Consider the following 16,919-nt stretch of genomic DNA (forward strand, 5'->3'; position numbering starts at 1 on the left):
AAAGGGAGGCAGCGATGTCCGGATACGTGTACGACTTCATCGAGGGGAACAAGGACCTCAAGGACCTGCTCGGCGGCAAGGGCGCCAACCTCGCGGAGATGACCCGAATGGGCCTGCCGGTCCCGCCGGGCTTCACGATCACCACCGAGGCGTGCCAGGAGTACCTGCGTACCGGGTCGATGCCTACCGGGTTGCTCGCGGAGGTCGAGCACCACCTGCGGCAGATGCAGACCCGCATCGGCCGGACGTTCGGCGACCCGCGGGACCCGCTGCTGCTGTCGGTGCGTTCCGGCGCCAAGTTCTCGATGCCCGGGATGATGGAGACGATTCTCGACATCGGCCTCAACGACAGCAGTGTGGCCGGGCTGGCCCGGCAGAGCGGCGACGAACGGTTCGCCTGGGATTCCTATCGCCGGCTCATCCAGATGTTCGGCCGGACCGTGTTCGATGTGCCCGCCGGTGAGTTCGAGGACGGCGGCGATCGGGACGCCGCCGGCTTGAAGGAGCTCGTCGAGGCGTACAAGAAAGTCTTCCAGGCACACACCGGCCGCGACTTCCCGCAGGCCATCCACGAGCAGCTGTTCCTTGCGATCGGCGCGGTGTTCCGCTCGTGGAACGCCGAGCGGGCCACGCTGTACCGCAGGCAGGAGCGCATCCCGCAGGACCTGGGCACCGCGGTCAACATCATGGCCATGGTCTTCGGCAACCGCGGCGACGACTCCGGCACCGGGGTGGCGTTCACTCGCGACCCGGCCACCGGCCTGCGCGGCAGTTACGGCGACTACCTGCGCAACGCGCAGGGCGAGGACGTGGTGGCCGGCATCCGCAACACCATCGGCCTGTCTGAGCTGGCCACCATCGACCCGGCGAGCTACCGCCAGTTGCTGTCCATCATGCAGCGGCTGGAGCAGCGCTACCGCGACCTGTGCGACATCGAGTTCACCATCGAGAACGGCAAACTCTGGATGCTGCAGACCAGGGTCGGCAAGCGCACCCCGGCCGCCGCGTTCGTGATCGCCGCCCAGCTCGTCGACGAGGGCACCATCACGCTCGACGAGGCGCTGCAGCGGGTCACCGGCCAGCAGCTCGCCCAGCTCATGTTCCCGAGCTTCGACGAGACCACCGCTCCCCCGCCGCTCACCACCGGCGTGGCCGCCTCACCCGGCGCCGCAGCCGGCGCCATCGTGTTCGACTCCGCCGCCGCGGCCGCAGCGACCGGGCCGGTCATCCTGGTACGCCGCGAGACCAACCCGGACGACCTGCCCGGCATGATCGCCGCGCAGGGCATTCTGACCAGCCGGGGCGGAAAGACCTCGCACGCCGCCGTCGTGGCCCGCGGCATGGGCAAGACCTGTGTCTGCGGAGCCGAGGAGCTGGAGATCAGCGACGACAGGCTCGTCATCGGTGGCCGGACGCTGTACGCCGGTGACGTCATCTCGATCGACGGCACGAACGGACGCGTCTATGCGGGGTCGGTCCCGGTGCACGCGTCGAAGGTCGTCCGGTACTTCGAGGGCGAGCTCACCGCGCACGGCGACCCACTGCTCTCCGCGATCGAGCGCCTGATGATCCACGCCGACCACTCCGCCCGTCTCGGCGTGCACGCGAATGCCGACACGTCCGCCGACGCCGCCCGCGCTCGCCGCTTCGGCGCCACCGGCATCGGCCTGTGCCGCACCGAGCACATGTTCCTCGGCGACCGGCGGGTGCTGATCGAGCGCCTGATCCTGGGCGAACACGACGCTCTCGCGGCATTGCTTCCGTTGCAGCGCACCGACTTCGAGCGGCTGTTCGAAGCGATGGACGGCCTCCCGGTCACGATCCGGCTGATCGACCCGCCGCTGCACGAGTTCCTGCCGTCGCTGGAGGAGCTGACCGCCCGCGTGGCCCGCGCGACCGCGCTCGGCGAGGACCCCGGCCGCGACGGGGTGCTGCTGGCGGCGGTGCGCCGGATGCACGAGCAGAACCCGATGCTCGGCCTGCGGGGCGTACGGCTGGGTCTGGTTGTGCCTGGTTTGTTCGCCATGCAGGTACGTGCCGTCGCCGAAGCGGCCGCGGCCCGCGTCGCCGCCGGCGGCGACCCACGGCCGGAGATCATGGTTCCGCTGGTCGGTGCCGTTCAGGAGCTTGAGATCGTACGCGCGGAAGCCGAGTCGATCCTGGCTTCGGTGCCCGGCGCGCCCCCGATCCGCATCGGCACCATGATCGAGGTCCCGCGAGCGGCGCTCACGGCCGGGCAGATCGCCGGCGCCGCCGAGTTCTTCTCCTTCGGCACCAACGACCTGACCCAGATGACGTGGGGCTTCTCCCGCGACGACGTCGAGGGCGCCTTCTTCGGCCGCTACCTGAGTCTGGGCGTTTTCGCCACCTCCCCGTTCGAGACGATCGACCCGGACGGCGTCGGCGAGCTGGTGCGCATCGCCGTCGAGCGTGGCCGGGCCACCCGTCCCGATCTGACCGTCGGTGTCTGCGGCGAGCACGGCGGCGACCCGGCCTCGGTGCACTTCTTCCACGAGGCCGGCCTGGACTACGTGTCCTGCTCGCCGTTCCGCGTGCCGATCGCCCGCCTCGAGGCCGGCCGCGCCGCGGTCGCCACCGCCGCCGATTCCGACAGCCGTTAGGAGGAACACCATGTCGACGTCGACCTACGGGCCGGGGGTAACGGTCACCCCGGCACCTGCGGTCAGTGTCATACCCGTCCGGGACGGCGAGCGCGAAGTGGGCGCATGGATCGTCGGCCCGGAGGCAGCGTCCTTCCGTCCGGTCGTCGACGTGACCAGGCTGGCCGGCGCCGTCCTGGCCACCGCGGGCGCCGTGCTCGTCGCGACGGCCGTCACCGCCGCGGCGACCCGTCACCGTCCCGCGATCGGGGCGGTGACGATGGGACCCGGCGGCTGGGTCAGCGTCAAACGGGCCGGTTGCCCGCCGCTGCGTACCCGTGCCCATCGACCGTGGTGGGCGCGGGTGCTCCGAGCGGAGCGGATCGACTGATGGTCAAACCAGACGGACCGCGCGTTCATTGCCGTGCCAGGAAGACGGGACATGCCGCACGACGAAGCAGCTGCGCGACCGGCGAGCCGGACAGACCCGCGGCAAGCATGCTGCGACCATGACGGCCGACCACCACGAGCTGGGCTCGATGTGAGGCAGCGACGAGCGCCGCCGCCGCACTGGTGTGAGCCAGCTCGAGCTCGACGGGAACCCCCGGGTACCGCTCCTGCCAAGGGGCGAGTACCCGGCTGAGGCGGGCACGCTCCTCCGCCTCGGTCTCCGAGGTGTCGGCCTCTTCACCATCCGCCACCGACGACCGAAACGGAATCGCCGAGATATAGGCCCGAGCGGCCAGCAAACCGCAACCGCGGTCTGCCGCCGCTGAGAACGCGGTCCCCAGCACGTGATCGGCCGACCTGTCGGTGACACCGACCGCGATCGGACGTCGTCCGCAAAGGGACTGTCCTCGTACCACGACCACCGGGATCCCCGCCCGGACGGCGATCCGGCGGCTCACGTAGTCGGCCAGCGCTCCACCCGAACCAGCGATCACCAGCATCTCCGCGTCGCTGGACACCTCGAGCAGCCTCGGTGCGGCTCGCCCGGCGATCGTCGTCATCTCGGTCGGGACGCCTTCAACGAGATCGCACGTCGTCAGGTCGTCGACCGAGAAACTGTCGTCGCCGGTTCCCCGGCTGAAGGCAAAGCGCGTACGGCCGGCAAAATTTGCGACCAGCAGCCCCACCCGAAGCCGCCTCGCTTCCCCGGCTGCCCACCTCAGGGCGGCCACGCTCGGGATGGAGCCGTCCAAGCAGACGACAACTCGTGATGTTCCCATGGCTGTCCGCACTCCTCAGAACGGCCGCCACGGTCGGCGAGCCAGTCCTGCAGAAGGTCGGCGTGCGAGCGGCGGAATTTAGTCATTCACCCCGAGAGGCCGAATTCAGGCCGTAATCATGACGAACACCCCTGAGCACGCCAAAGGGCCGCCGCTCGTCGAGCTTCGAGACGCCTGTGCTGAGTAAGAATGCCGTGCCTTCGCCCGAAGGTGCAGGGTCGAAGGTCCCAAGCCGGCCTCACCGACGGGCTGCCGGTCTACTGACCGGGCCCGCCGGCGCTCGCGGACCAGGCGGCCTGGGCGCCCGAGTCGCCGATGCGGTAGATCCCGTACACCCCGGCCGCGCCGACGGCCAGCGAGAGCACCGCCACCACACCGGTCACCGCGGTGGACAGCGGGGCCAGATAGGTGCGGCGGCCCGGAGTCACCTGTGCCTCGCGCTGCCGCCACCAGACGACCAGCGCCAGGAGCGCGATCGGGATCGCATAGAAGATCGCGCTGTCGCCCAGTTCGGTGTGGTGGCGCAGGGCGGCGCTCTGCGGCACCCGGCCCTCCAGCCACTCGCCCGCACTGGTGGTCAGCGGCACCAGGAGCACGACCACGACGGAAAGCACGGCGTTCGGACCGGCCAGCCGGCGCCGGACCGCCGGCGACAGTGCGGTCAGCACGAGCAGGAGCGCGGACAGCGGCAGGAGGACGACGACGCCGTGCACCAGCAGCACATGGGCCGGCAACCCGTTGACGGTGTTCATGCCGGAGAAGGCTAGGGACGCGATTCTTGGAGTTCTCCCATTTCCGCCTCGCAGGCTTGCCCGGATGAACGAGCCATTGGCCGGGGCATGCGCCGCGTGACCCTCTGGATCGTTTCGACGATCGCCGCCGTCGTGCTGCTGCTCAGCTACCGGACGAGTCTGGGCGGCGGGAACGCGGCTGCCGGCACCGCGGTGATCCTGGCGCCGAGCGCCTCCGGCCCGGGCGGGAGAGATCTGACGGTCAACGGCTCGGTCGTCCGCACTCGCTGGGGGCCGGTCCAGGTCCAGGTCAAGATCAACAACCACAAGATCGTTGACGTACGCGCGCTGCGGTACCCGGACGGCAACGACCGGGACGCCGAGATCAACGGGTACGCGCTGCCACAGTTGCGCGCCGAGGTGCTGTCCGCCCAGAGCGCCCATGTCGACGTGGTCGGCGGTGCGACCTACACCAGCGGCGGATACCTGAAGTCGCTGCAATCGGCGCTCGACGCGGCACACTTCGCATGACCGAGGGCAGCTGCGAGAGTGGGACCGTGACCCGCGTACTGATCGTCGAGGACGACGGAGAGCTGGGCGACCTCCTCGTGCGTGCGTTCGCCGGCGCCGGATTCACCGCCGATCTGGCCCGGGACGGCCAGGCCGGGCTGCACCGCGCCCTCACCCGTGGCTACGACGTGCTGATCATCGATCGTGGCCTGCCCGCCATCGAGGGCCTCGACCTGCTCGCCCGGTTGCGGCGCAGGGGCGTGCGGGCGCCCGCGCTCATCCTCACCGCGCTCGGCACCGTCGCCGACCGGGTCGCCGGGCTGGACGGCGGCGCCGAGGACTACCTGGTCAAACCGTTCGAGCTGGAGGAGCTCATGGCCCGCGTCCGCGTGCTGTTGCGTCACCGCGGCGCGCCCGCCGGTCACGCCCTGCCGATCGGTGAGGCCGAGTTCGACCTGATCACCCGCACGGTCACCACCGAGGACGGCCCGCCGGTCACGCTCTCCGGCCGGGAGAGCGACCTGCTGCGCCTGCTCGCCGCGAGCCCGGCCCGCGTGTTCAGCCGCCGCGAGATCGTCGCCGGCGTCTTCCCCGAGTCCACCACCGAAACCCTGGCCGACACCTACGTGCACTACCTCCGCCGCAAGCTCGGCCCTGGCGTGATCGACACCGTACGCGGCAGCGGCTACCGGCTCGGCCGGCTATGAGCCGCCCCGACGCCGACCAGGAGCTGCTACGCCGCGCCCGCCGCACGCTGGCCGTCCGCAACACGGTCGCGATCGCCCTCATCCTGGTCTTTGTCGGCGCCGTCGCCCTGCTCGTCGTGTACCGGGAGGAGCGCTCCGCCCTCGCCGTCTCGATCCGGCAGACCGCGGCCACCGAGGAGGACGTCGTCGATCCGCCCGCCGGGAGCTGGATCTTCCGGCTGGACGCCGCCGGACGGCTGACCGCCACCGAGGACGCCCCGCCGGGCTTCCCCGACCGCGCGGCCCTCGACCGGGTCCGCGCCGGTGGCCCCGCCGAGGAGACGGAGACCGGTGGCCATCTCGTGGTCACCCGCCGGCGCGGCGCCGTGACCGTTCAGGTCGTCGGCAGTCTCGCCGCCCAGCAGGCGCAGACCCGGCGCCTGCTGGCCGCGCTCGCCGCGGCCGAGTTGCTCGGGCTGGCCGCGGCGGCGCTGACCGGCCGCCTGCTCGCCGGCCGGGCCACCGCACCGCTCGGCGACGCCCTGGCCCGCCAGCGCCGCTTCGTCGCCGACGCGAGCCACGAGCTGCGCACCCCGATCGCCCAGTTGCACACCCGCGCCCAGCTGATCGAGAAGGACCTGCGGACCGGCGCCGGCGCCCCCGACCTCGCGTCCGACGTCGGCCGCCTCGTCGCCGGCACCCGGCAGCTCGGTGAGATCGTCGACGATCTGCTGCTTTCCACCCATCTCACAAGCCGGTCCGAAGCGGCGGTGGAGGTCGATCTCGGCGTGGTCGCCGACAGCGTCGTGGGCGGCTTCGAGGAGCGAGCGCGATCCCAGGACATCGACCTCGAGGTTCGCGCCGACCCCGACCAACCCTCGATCGTGTACGGCCGGGAAGCCGCTCTACGTCGTGTCCTGACCGCCCTGGTGGACAACGCCCTCAGCCACACCCGGAAGGGCGGGTATGTCACCATCGAGCTCCACCGGCTCGACGGACCGGCCAGGGTTCAGCTGGTCGTGCGGGACGACGGCACGGGGTTCGCGCCGGGCGACGCCGAGCGCCTCTTCGACCGCTTCGCGCGCGGCCACGACGACCACCGGCGCTTCGGACTCGGCCTCGCGCTCGCCCGCGAGGTGATCACCGGTCACGGCGGCACGATCGAGGCCGCCGCCGCACCGGACGGCGGGGCCGTCTTCACGATCCGGCTTCCGGCGGCCCTGGCCTGAATCTTCGAGGTCTCCCATTTCCGCCGCCCAGACTTGCCCTGGGAAGCGAGCCGGCGCCACGGCGCCGGCCGGCATCGACAGAGACCACACAGCCAATCCATAGGGATCAGACCTTTGTCGCACAGAACCGTGACCGATGGTGATGGCATGTCCGTCACGGCCCCCTCCCGTCACTCGGCCCCGCCGCCGGCTCCGGCGCGTCGCACGTCCCCACGGGTGACGCCGCGGTGGTGGGCGGATCTGGGTGGACTGGTGGCCGGGCTGACAATGCTGATCGTGACCGCCCTCTGGGTGCACAACGGCGGGGCCCAGCAGCTCACTGGTGGAGGCGCCGACGCGCTCTCCGCGATCGGGCGCCTCACCGGTTTGTGGGCGTCCGACCTGCTGTTGCTCCAGGTGCTGTTGATGGCCCGGATCCCGCTGGTCGAGCGGGCGTTCGGGCAGGACCGGCTGGCTCGCTGGCACCGGTGGACCGGCTTCACCTCGTTCTGGCTGATGATCGCGCACGTCGTGCTGATCACTCTCGGCTACGCGGGTGCGGCCCACGCCAACGCGTTCGCCGAGCTGTGGGACATGGTCTGGACGTACCCCGGCATGCTGCTGGCCACCGCCGGCACCCTCGCGCTGGTCATGGTCGTGGTCACCTCGATCAGGGCGGCCCGGCGCAAGCTGCGCTACGAATCGTGGCACCTCCTTCACCTGTACGCGTACGCCGGCGTCGGGCTGGCTCTGCCGCACCAGCTGTGGACCGGCACCGACTTCATCGGTTCCACCACGGCGACCGTGTACTGGTGGACGCTCTACGCGATGTCGGCCGGCGCCGTCATCGCGTACCGGATCGGGCTGCCGGTCTGGCGCAATCTGCGCCACCGCCTCGTCGTCGAGCGCGTGGCCTGGGAGGGACCCGGGCTCACCTCGGTCTACCTGACCGGCCGGCGTCTCGACCGGCTTCCGGTGCGCGCCGGCCAGTTCTTCCACTGGCGATTCCTCGACGGGCCGGGCTGGTCGCGCGCCCATCCCTACTCGCTGTCGGCCATGCCACACGGGCGCGGGCTGCGGATCACGGTGAAGGACCTCGGCGACGGCAGTTCCCGCGTGGCCACGCTGCGGTCCGGCACGAAGGCTCTGATCGAAGGGCCCTACGGCAAGCTGACCGGCGAGACCTACACCGGCGGCCCGGTGACCCTGCTCGCCTGCGGCATCGGCATCACCCCACTGCTGGCGCTGCTCGGGGAACTGCCGTACGCCCCGGGCCAGGCCACCCTGATCTACCGCGCCCGCAACGAGGCCGAGCTCGCCTTCCGCGAGGAGCTCGAGTGGTTCGCCGCCCGCCGCGGCGTACGCGTCATCTTTCTCCTCGGGCAACGTGCGGCTCGACCGTCGTGGCTGCCCGCCCGGTACGCCGATCGCACCGACGCGGACGCCCTGCGGCAGCTGGTTCCCGGAATCAGTGGCTCGCAGGTCTACGTCTGTGGCCCCGAAGCCTGGGCCGAGGCCGCCCGCACCGCGGCCCGCGACGCCGGCGTCCGCCCCGAGAACCTGCACACCGAACTGTTCGCCTGGTAACGAAGGAGGGCAGGAAAGCAGATGCGCCGGATCACCCTGTGGCTGATGTCCACTGTCGCCGCGATAGTGCTGCTGTTCAGCTACCGCACCAGCACCAACGGCGGTGCCGTCGCAGCCGCGGCAACGGCGACGGCACCCGGCACCGCCACCCCCACGCCCGGCCCGAGCTCCCACCCGGCCTCCGGCGCGACGCCCAGCCCGAGCGCGTCCCGTTCCGGATCGTCCTCCGGCACCAAGACCTACACGGGCTCCGTCGCCTCGACCCGCTGGGGCGACGTCCAAGTGACCATCACCGTCACCAACGGCAAGATCACCGATGTGCAGGTCCCGGTCTATCCCAACGGAAACGGCCGGGACCAGGAGATCAACGCATACGCGCTACCGATCCTCCGGCAGGAGACCCTCCAGGCGCAGGGCGCGAGCATCGACGCCGTCTCAGGCGCCACCGTCACCAGCGACGGTTACCTGGAGTCCCTCCAGGCCGCCCTCGACGCCGCCCACCTGGCATGACCGCCGCCACGGTCGTCCTCAACCGTGCGTGTGCTCGCCGAGCAGGCGGGTGGCCAGGACGGCGGCCTGGGTACGCCGCTCCAGGCCGAGCTTGGCGAGCAGGCTGGAGACGTAGTTCTTCACCGTCTTCTCCGCCAGGAACATGCGGCCGGCGATCTCCCGGTTGGTCAGGCCCTCGGCGATGAACTCGAGGATCCGCCGCTCCTGATCGGTCAGCCCGGCCAGCTCCTGCGGCTGCTCCACCCCGTTGCGGATCCGCTCGAGCACCCGCTTGGTGACCGCGGGATCGAGCAGCGACTGCCCCCCGGCGACCCGGCGTACCGCATCGACCAGATCGGTGCCGCGGATCTGTTTCAGCACGTAGCCACTCGCACCGGCCATGATCGCGGCAAAGAGCGCCTCGTCATCCTCGTACGAGGTGAGGATGAGGCCTTTGATTGTCGAGTCGATCGCGCGCACGTCCCGGCAGACGTCGATGCCATTGCCGTCGGGCAGCCGGGCGTCGAGAATTGCCACATCCGGCCGGAAGGCCGGAATGCGGCGCGTCGCCTCCTGCGCGGACCCGGACTCACCCACGACCTCGATGTCGCCGGCCGCCTGCAGCAGGTCGACCAGGCCGCGGCGGACCACCTCGTGGTCGTCGAGCAGGAAAACTCGGATCATTCCTCATTTCTACCGTGTCATCGGCCCGACTCGAAGGGCCGAAGGTCCCGCTTCGTTCGGTGACGCGGGACTACGCTCAATGTCGTGGCCGAGCAGCCCGAACCTCCTTTCCTGGGCCTTCGCCCGCTGTCCAGAATCCGGCTCGACGAGTTGCTCCAAGAGATGCTCGACCGGGTCGGCGACGTCATGGCCAGTCGTGAGCGGCTGCGGGCGCTCCTGGACGCGGTCGTCGGCATCGGCACCGACCTCGACCTGCGCAGCACCCTGCAACGCATCGTCGAGGCCGCCTGCGCGCTNGCCGNCGCCNNNTACGGCGCGCTNGGCNTNATNNGCGCCGACCGCACCGAGCTGNNCGACTTCATCACNCANGGCATNGANNNCGCGANNCACGCNCNGATCGGCGACCTGCCGCACGGCCGCGGCGTGCTCGGCCTGCTGATCACCGACCCCCAGCCGGTGCGCCTGCCCGACATCCGTAAGCACCCCAACTCGTACGGCTTCCCGCCGCACCACCCGCCGATGCACAGCTTCCTCGGCGTCCCCGTCCGCATCCGCGAGCAGATCTTCGGCAACCTCTATCTGTCCGAGAAACAGGGCGCCGCCGAGTTCAGCGAGGACGACGAGGAGATCGTCGTGGCCCTGGCCGCCGCGGCCGGCGTCGCCATCGACAACGCCCGCCTCTATGCGATCGCCCGGCGCCGCGAGAGCTGGCTCGCCGCCACCGCCGAGATCACCGGTGTGCTGCTCGGCACGGTCCGGCTCACCGAGGCATTGCGGCTGATCGCCCGCCGCGCCCGCGAGGTCTCGGGCGCCGAGCTGGTGCTGGTGATGCTCTACGACGAGGAGAACAGCCGCTACACGATCGACGTCGCCGATGGCGACGATCCGGCCAGCGGCGAGCTGGTCGGCCGGCTCGTCGCTGTCGACCGGGCCGCCGCCGCCGAGTTCGGACAGGAGAAGTACCGGGTGGTGGAGAACTTGCGAGCGGTTGCCGAATGGCCGGGCCCGGTGCCCGAGAGTCCGGCGCTCGCCGCCCCGCTGGCCGCGTCGGATGTTCTTCAGGGCGTCCTGATCGTCACCCAGCCGACCGATCGCCCCGCCGGCGACGAGGACGCCGTCCTGCTGTCCACCTTCGCGGGCCAGGCCGCGCTGGCCCTGGAACGGGCCCGGGCGCAGGTGGAGCGCCAGCACCTCGCCGTGCTCGAGGATCGCGAGCGCATCGCCCGCGATCTGCACGACGTGGTCATTCAGCGCCTGTTCGCGACCGGCATGCAGCTGCAGGGTGCGGCCATGCAGGCGGCACGGCCGGACGCGGCCAGGCGGATCAACGGCGCCGTCGACGACCTGGACGCCACCATCCGGGACATCCGCCGTTCGATCTTCGAATTGCGCGGCCCGACCGGCCCCTCGCTGCGCGGCGAGCTGCACGATGCTGTCGATGCTGCCGCCACGGCACTCGGCTTCCGGCCGGTGCTCGACACCGTCGGCCCGGTGGACAGCGCCATCCCCGACGACATGGTGCCCGAGCTGATGGCCGTGCTGCGCGAGGCGCTGTCCAACATTGCCCGGCACGCCCACGCCGCCGGCGCTCGGGTCACCGTGCGGGTAACCTCCGCCGAGGTCGTGCTGCTCGTCGAGGACGACGGCGTCGGCGCCGACCCCGGCCGGGCCCGCGGCGGCGTCGTCAACATGGCCGAGCGCGCCCACGACCTGGGTGGGACCTTCGAGCTCGGGACGGGGCCAAAAGGCGGCACCGCGATCACGTGGCGGGTGCCGCTCGCCGGGTGAAGGGGACTTTCGCCCCTGATCGGGCACCGCTGTCAACCGGCACCGTGGTGGGACAAGCGACGTCAGCACCGTCATCGCTTGACCGACCCCGTGAGGTGCGTCATGCAACCCTCGATCACGATGCCGAACGGCATCGCCACAGCGGTCTACGACGAGCCTGCTCTGCTTCGAGCCGCCGAGGCGGCGATTCGGGCGCCGTCGCTGCACAACAGCCAGCCGTGGTTGTTCGGGTTGCGGGACGGGGCCATCGAGATCCGCGTCGACCCTGACCGGCGGCTCGCCGCCGATCGGGCCGGTTGGGCAGCCCGTATGGCTTGCGGCGCCGCCACGTACAACGCCCGGCTGGCGCTCGCCGTCGCCGGCCGGCCCGCGGTCGTGGATCTGCATCCGGATCCCGCCGATCGTGACCTGGTCGCCCGGCTGACGCCGGGTGTCCGGCGCCCGCCGACCTACGCCGAGTCGGAATTGCACGCCGCCATCGCGCGCCGATACAGCAACCGCGGACCGTTCTGGCCCGCTCCGGTTCCGGCCGAAGCGCGAATTGCCCTGCTCGAGGGCGCCCGCAGCGAGTCGGCCTGGCTCGACCTGCTGGTCGGCGCCACGGCCCTCACCGCGATCAGCGAGATCGCCCACAGCGCCGACCGTGTCCTCCGGCGTGACCTCCGCTACCAGGCCGAGCTCACCACCTGGACCCACGCCGACGAGGCGCCCGACGGCGTCCCGGTGCAAGCCGGCGCGCCGCTCGCCGAGTCGCAGGATCTCCTGCCGCAACGGCTGTTCGCCGATCGGCGCCGCGTTCCCGGCCGGGACTATGACGCGGAGCCGCTCGTCGGCGTGCTCGGGGTGCCCGGGAATCAGCCCGCCGACCAGACCACCGCCGGCCAGGCCATGCAGAAGGTGTTGCTCACCGCCACCGCCAAAGGCCTGGACACTTCGATGATCAGCCAGCCGATCGAGGTGCCGGCGGCCCGCGAGCAACTGCGCCGCGCGCTGGGCCGGTCCGGTCACCCCCAGATCGTGCTGCGGTTCGGATACGGCGACACACCGGGACATCCGACCCGGCGACGGGCCGTGGCCGAAGTCCTGGTCTGAATGATTCACCTGCCGAACGGCCACCTACCACGGGACCGGTGACCCTGACCGCCCCATCACGCCCGCGCGCACGGTGAAGGAAGAGGAGGGAGACCACCATGAGCGCGCGGCTACGGCTGGCCCAGTGTGGGCTGAGCGCGGGCAAACGAGCCCGGCTGCACCGCGATCCAGATCGGCCTGGCCGAGAAGTTCTACTGGGACTACGCGGGCGAGGTCCCGCAACGTCTGGCAGCGCGAGCACGACGAGTCGCTGCGCCTGGTTGACCAGCTGCCAGATCCTCGCCAAGTACCCGACACCGTGAACGGAGGCAAAGCCGTGAAGGCGCTGATCGTCTACGAATCCATGTTCGGCGGCGACACACCTGGTGTGAGGAAGCAAAGGGCACCGGCCGGACGGAATCCGGCCGGTGTCAGTGCGTTCCGAGGTGCGCCACGTCCAGGACCGGCCATCCGGCCGGAACCAGCGCTACCGGGCAGGTCGCCGGCCGCAGGCCGACCGGCCCGGCTCCGGCCGAGCCGTACAGCAACTCGGCGAAGCGCCCGTGCCGGCCGATCCCGGTGACCAGCAGCCGCCCCCGACGGGACGCTCGATCGATGGTGCATGCCAGGTCCAGATCGGACACCACCAACCGCTCGACGGCCACCTCCGGGAAGCGCTCCGACCAGTCGCTCAGAGCTTCGGCCAGCCGGGCTTCGGCCTCTCGGCGCTCGGTGGCGTATCCACCCTTCGCGATGACGGGTGCGGAACCGTAGGCGGCGCCGGGACGAGCCCACATGTGCACCGCCACCAAACGGGTTCCCAGGAGCGCGGCCTCGGCGAATGCGTAGCCGAGCGTCGCCGTCCCCGACCGCTGGGCCGACGACGCCACGACGACCGGACCGTTGTGGCCGGTGCCGCGGTTTACCAGCAGCGGGCATTCGCTGTGGTGCGCCAGGTAAGCCGCGGTCGATCCCCACGCCGGCCGGGTGACGGGATCGTCGCGGTGGCCCACGACGAGTAGCAGTGCCCGGGAGGAGCATCCGGTGAGCACGGTCGCGGCACCGCCGTCCAGCAGCTCGGTGCTGATCGAAAGGCTCGGCCCGGCGAGTTCCGCTCGCCGCGCCATGAGCTCCAGCAGCCGCGAGCCGTCGGTCCGGGAGGGCACCAGGTTCCTGCTCCGGAAGACACCGCGATATCGGCCGGGCCACACGTGCACGATCAGCAAGGACGCTCCGGAGCGTGCCGCCTCGGCCACCGCCAGATCGACGGTGGCGGGAGTGCTGCGTGAACCGTCCACTCCGACGACGACGGCGCGACTCTGCGGTGTCGGTGCTTCGTTGCCCATGGTCGCAGGCTAGGCGTGGCACGGAGCGGCCCGGCACGGTCGGGAGACCGGTCGGGCCGGGCCGTTGGTCATGGGACCTAGGTCCTTCGCGCGCCCGGCCTTTGGCCCTGCTGGGGCGGCGTCCTCGCGCCGGACGATGGTTGCGGACCCACGGAAGGGACGCAGCCATGATGTACCACGGATACGGATACGGCATGAGCGCCGCGTGGCCGCTCATCGTCTTCGCCGTTGCGCTGCCGCTACTGCTGCTCGCCACGGGCCTCCTGGTCGCCCAGCTGCACCGGCCGCCCGCCGCTTCCTCGCGGCCGGAGCCGGAGCCGGAGGCCGAGCGGGTGCTGGCCGACCGGCTGGCCCGCGGCGAGATCGACGCGGAGGACTACGAACAACGCCTGCGCACGCTACGCGCCACCCGGCGGTAGCCGTGCCCACCATCACCGCCCCCGCCGGCCTGAGCTCGGCGGAGGCCGCCGCGCGCCTCGCCGCCGACGGGCCCAATACCGTCGCCGCGCCCCCGCGCCGCCACCTCGCCGCGAGGATCGGTCGTCAACTGGCCGACCCCCTGGTCGCCCTGCTGCTGGCCGCCGCCGTGGTGACTACCCTGCTCGGCGACCTCGCGGACACCGCGATCATCGTGTTCGTCGTGGTCGTGAACACGGTGATCGGCGTGGTTCAGGAGGTGCGCGCCGACGCGGCGATCGCCGCGCTCGACGATCTCGCCGCGCCGTCGGCGCGGGTGGTGCGTGACGGCCAGGATCTGGTGGTTCCGGCCGCGTCGCTGGTCAAAGGCGATCTCGTACGCCTGGAAGCCGGCGATGTCGTGCCGGCCGACCTGGAGCTGACCGTCGCCGAGCGGGCCACGTTCGACGAGTCCTCGTTGACCGGCGAGTCGGTGCCGGTGCCCCGGTCGGCGGGCAAGCCGGCCGGCTCCGGCACCGTACTCACCACCGGCCGGGCGGCGGGCATCGTGACACAGACCGGCGCCGCCAGCTCCCTCGGCCGGATCACCGACCTGGTGGCCCGCACCAAGCCGGGCCCGACCCCGCTGCAGCGCCGGCTGTCCGCCCTGGGCCGGGCTCTGGGCATCGCCGCGGTCGCCGTCTCCGCGGTCGTCTTCGCGCTGGGTGTACTGGCCGGCCAGCCGGTCGCCCGGATGGCGATCACCGCGGTCAGCCTGGTGGTGGCGGCCGTGCCGGAGAGCCTGCCGGCGGTCGTGACCCTGGCCCTGGCGCTCGGGGCCCGCCGGATGGCACGCACCCGGGCGATTCCGCGCCGGCTGCACGCGGTCGAGACGCTCGGCTCGGTGACCGTGATCGCCGCCGACAAGACCGGCACCCTCACCGAGAACCGGATGTCCGTCCAGCGCGCCGTCACCGCGACCGGCGACCGGTACACGATCGAGGGCACCGGCTACGCACCCGCCGGCACGATTCGCCCGTCCGACCACGACGACCAACTGCGACGGCTGGCGCTGGCCGGCCTGCTGTGCAACGACGCCGGCCTGGTGCCTCCGTCCGGCGACGGAGAGTGGGGCGCGGCCGGCGACCCGATGGAGGCCGCCCTCGTCGCGTTCGCGGCCCGCTGCGGCCTCGACCCGGCGACCGAACGGGCCAGGGCCCCCCGGATCGCCGAACAACCCTTCGACCACGCCACCCTGCGCATGTCCACCGTGCACCGGCTCGGCACCGGCGAATACCTGGTCGTGGCCAAGGGCGCGCCGGAGGCCATGCTCGACTCCGCCGACGACCCCGCCCTGGTCGCCGCGGCGCGGGAAATGGCCGCCGACGGCCTGCGGGTGCTGGCCATCGCGACCGCGGTCACCGACGAGCCCGACCCCACGGTAACGACCCGAGCGGTGGGCCTGGTCGGCATCGGCGACCCGCTGCGGCCGGCCGCGGCGCTCACTGCCGCCGCGTTCACGCGCTCCGGCGTACGGCTGCTGATGATCACCGGAGATCACCCCGCGACCGCCGCAAGCATCGGCACCAAGCTGGGAATCCTCGGGCCCGGCGACGTCGTCGCCCGCGGCGACGACGGCCCCCTCACCGACCAGGAAATCGAGCACGCCCGGGTCTTCGCCCGCACCCAGCCCGAACGCAAGCTCGACATCGTGGCCGCCCTCCAGCAGCGGGGCGAGGTCGTGGCGATGACCGGCGACGGCGTCAACGACGCACCCGCCCTGCGCCGCGCCGACATCGGGGTGGCCATGGGCGGCGGCACCGAAGTCGCCCGGCAGGCCGCCGAACTCGTCCTGGTCGACGACAACCTCGGCACCGTCGCCGACGCGATCGGCGAAGGCCGGCGCATCTACGACAACATCCGCCGGTTCCTGCGCTACGCGCTCTCCGGCGGCATCGCCGAGCTGCTGGTGATGCTCGTCGGACCGCTGCTGGGCATGCCCCTGGCACTCCTGCCCGGCCAGCTGCTCTGGATCAACCTGCTCACCCACGGCGTCCCCGGCGTCGCGATGGGCGCCGAACCCGCCGAGGCCGACGTCCTGGATCGGCCACCACGCTCGCCGCAGGAGTCCGTGCTCGGCGACGGGCTGCTGGTGAGCGTCCTGCTGGGCGGGGCGGCGGTGGCGTCCGTGGTGCTGGCCGCCGGGTTCGTCGCGCATCAGGCCGGACGACCGTGGCAGTCGGTCATGTTCGTAACGCTGGGCCTCGCGCAGCTCGGGGTCGCCCTCGCCGTACGCGCCAAGGCCGCGCCCGCCGCCCACCGCAACTGGTCGCTGCTCGCCGCCGTCGCGTTCTCGGGAATTCTGCAGATCGCGGGTGTGCTCACCGAGCCGCTGCGTGTCCTGCTCGGCACCGAGCCACTGACTGCGGCCGAGTTGCTCGCCTGCGCCGCGGTCGCCGTCCTGCCCGGCCTCGCGCTGCGCCTGCTGCGGCACGGACGCGCCTGAGGCGGGACTTCCGGCCTGTCCGGTCGGGACCTGCCACCCTGCCGCCCCGGACCGCTCCGCCCGACGATCGAAGGAGATCGAAGGGAGA

Annotated in this window: 15 protein-coding genes; 11 read left to right on the plus strand and 4 right to left on the minus strand. The window is 71.7% G+C overall.

Annotated elements, in window-relative coordinates; translation table 11 throughout:
- The first annotated feature begins 14 nt into the window (after positions 1 to 14).
- Together ppdK and A3CQ_RS0104885 are read left to right on the plus strand one after the other, a co-directional pair.
- Complete coding sequence (ppdK, locus tag A3CQ_RS0104880; RefSeq protein ID WP_020509792.1) at positions 15 to 2,621, plus strand: pyruvate, phosphate dikinase; 2,607 nt, start codon at positions 15 to 17, stop codon at positions 2,619 to 2,621.
- Positions 2,622 to 2,631: 10 nt separating this feature from the next.
- Complete coding sequence (locus A3CQ_RS0104885) at positions 2,632 to 2,991, plus strand: hypothetical protein (RefSeq protein WP_157295298.1); 360 nt, start codon at positions 2,632 to 2,634, stop codon at positions 2,989 to 2,991.
- 25 nt (positions 2,992 to 3,016) lie between these two features.
- Here A3CQ_RS0104885 and A3CQ_RS0104890 read toward each other — a convergent pair whose 3' ends face one another.
- Positions 3,017 to 3,829, minus strand: coding sequence for a universal stress protein (locus tag A3CQ_RS0104890; RefSeq protein ID WP_026205316.1), 813 nt, complete (start codon positions 3,827 to 3,829; stop codon positions 3,017 to 3,019).
- 257 nt (positions 3,830 to 4,086) lie between these two features.
- Positions 4,087 to 4,581: a DUF2231 domain-containing protein gene (locus tag A3CQ_RS0104895; RefSeq protein WP_020509795.1), complete on the minus strand. Its 495-nt coding sequence runs from the start codon at positions 4,579 to 4,581 to the stop codon at positions 4,087 to 4,089.
- 87 nt (positions 4,582 to 4,668) lie between these two features.
- Between A3CQ_RS0104895 and A3CQ_RS0104900 the strand changes: the two genes are divergently transcribed.
- From A3CQ_RS0104900 to A3CQ_RS0104920, 5 genes are all read left to right on the plus strand, one after another.
- Positions 4,669 to 5,091: an FMN-binding protein gene (locus A3CQ_RS0104900; protein ID WP_020509796.1), complete on the plus strand. Its 423-nt coding sequence runs from the start codon at positions 4,669 to 4,671 to the stop codon at positions 5,089 to 5,091.
- Between the two features lie 26 nt (positions 5,092 to 5,117).
- Positions 5,118 to 5,777 (plus strand): response regulator transcription factor, encoded by a 660-nt coding sequence (locus A3CQ_RS0104905; protein ID WP_026205317.1) that lies wholly within the window; start codon positions 5,118 to 5,120, stop codon positions 5,775 to 5,777.
- The gene (locus A3CQ_RS0104910; RefSeq protein ID WP_020509798.1) at positions 5,774 to 6,985 is read left to right on the plus strand and encodes a sensor histidine kinase; all 1,212 of its coding nucleotides are present in this window, start codon (positions 5,774 to 5,776) and stop codon (positions 6,983 to 6,985) included. Before A3CQ_RS0104905 ends, A3CQ_RS0104910 begins: the two co-directional genes overlap by 4 nt.
- A gap of 252 nt (positions 6,986 to 7,237) precedes the next feature.
- Positions 7,238 to 8,551 carry a ferric reductase-like transmembrane domain-containing protein gene (locus tag A3CQ_RS0104915; RefSeq protein ID WP_020509799.1) on the plus strand — a complete coding sequence of 438 codons (1,314 nt, stop codon included), beginning with the start codon at positions 7,238 to 7,240 and terminating at the stop codon, positions 8,549 to 8,551.
- A 21-nt stretch (positions 8,552 to 8,572) separates the two neighbouring features.
- On the plus strand, positions 8,573 to 9,061 hold the full coding sequence (locus A3CQ_RS0104920) for an FMN-binding protein (protein WP_020509800.1): 489 nt from the start codon (positions 8,573 to 8,575) through the stop codon (positions 9,059 to 9,061).
- An 18-nt stretch (positions 9,062 to 9,079) separates the two neighbouring features.
- Here A3CQ_RS0104920 and A3CQ_RS0104925 read toward each other — a convergent pair whose 3' ends face one another.
- Complete coding sequence (locus A3CQ_RS0104925; RefSeq protein WP_020509801.1) at positions 9,080 to 9,724, minus strand: response regulator; 645 nt, start codon at positions 9,722 to 9,724, stop codon at positions 9,080 to 9,082.
- 162 nt (positions 9,725 to 9,886) lie between these two features.
- Here A3CQ_RS0104925 and A3CQ_RS0104930 point away from each other — a divergent pair, with 162 nt between their 5' ends.
- Positions 9,887 to 11,512, plus strand: a complete 1,626-nt coding sequence (locus A3CQ_RS0104930) for a GAF domain-containing sensor histidine kinase (protein WP_020509802.1) — start codon at positions 9,887 to 9,889, stop codon at positions 11,510 to 11,512.
- A gap of 102 nt (positions 11,513 to 11,614) precedes the next feature.
- On the plus strand, positions 11,615 to 12,604 hold the full coding sequence (locus A3CQ_RS0104935) for an Acg family FMN-binding oxidoreductase (RefSeq protein WP_020509803.1): 990 nt from the start codon (positions 11,615 to 11,617) through the stop codon (positions 12,602 to 12,604).
- A gap of 410 nt (positions 12,605 to 13,014) precedes the next feature.
- Here the strand turns inward: A3CQ_RS0104935 and A3CQ_RS51555 are convergent, their stop codons facing one another.
- Positions 13,015 to 13,929, minus strand: a complete 915-nt coding sequence (locus A3CQ_RS51555) for a universal stress protein (protein WP_084698913.1) — start codon at positions 13,927 to 13,929, stop codon at positions 13,015 to 13,017.
- Positions 13,930 to 14,096: 167 nt separating this feature from the next.
- Here A3CQ_RS51555 and A3CQ_RS62530 point away from each other — a divergent pair, with 167 nt between their 5' ends.
- Both A3CQ_RS62530 and A3CQ_RS0104950 read left to right on the plus strand, forming a co-directional pair.
- The gene (locus A3CQ_RS62530) at positions 14,097 to 14,348 is read left to right on the plus strand and encodes an SHOCT domain-containing protein (protein ID WP_020509805.1); all 252 of its coding nucleotides are present in this window, start codon (positions 14,097 to 14,099) and stop codon (positions 14,346 to 14,348) included.
- Positions 14,349 to 14,350: 2 nt separating this feature from the next.
- Complete coding sequence (locus tag A3CQ_RS0104950) at positions 14,351 to 16,831, plus strand: cation-translocating P-type ATPase (protein WP_020509806.1); 2,481 nt, start codon at positions 14,351 to 14,353, stop codon at positions 16,829 to 16,831.
- The last annotated feature ends 88 nt before the right edge of the window (positions 16,832 to 16,919 follow it).

Source organism: Paractinoplanes globisporus DSM 43857 (assembly GCF_000379645.1).
GTDB classification, from domain to species: domain Bacteria; phylum Actinomycetota; class Actinomycetes; order Mycobacteriales; family Micromonosporaceae; genus Actinoplanes; species Actinoplanes globisporus.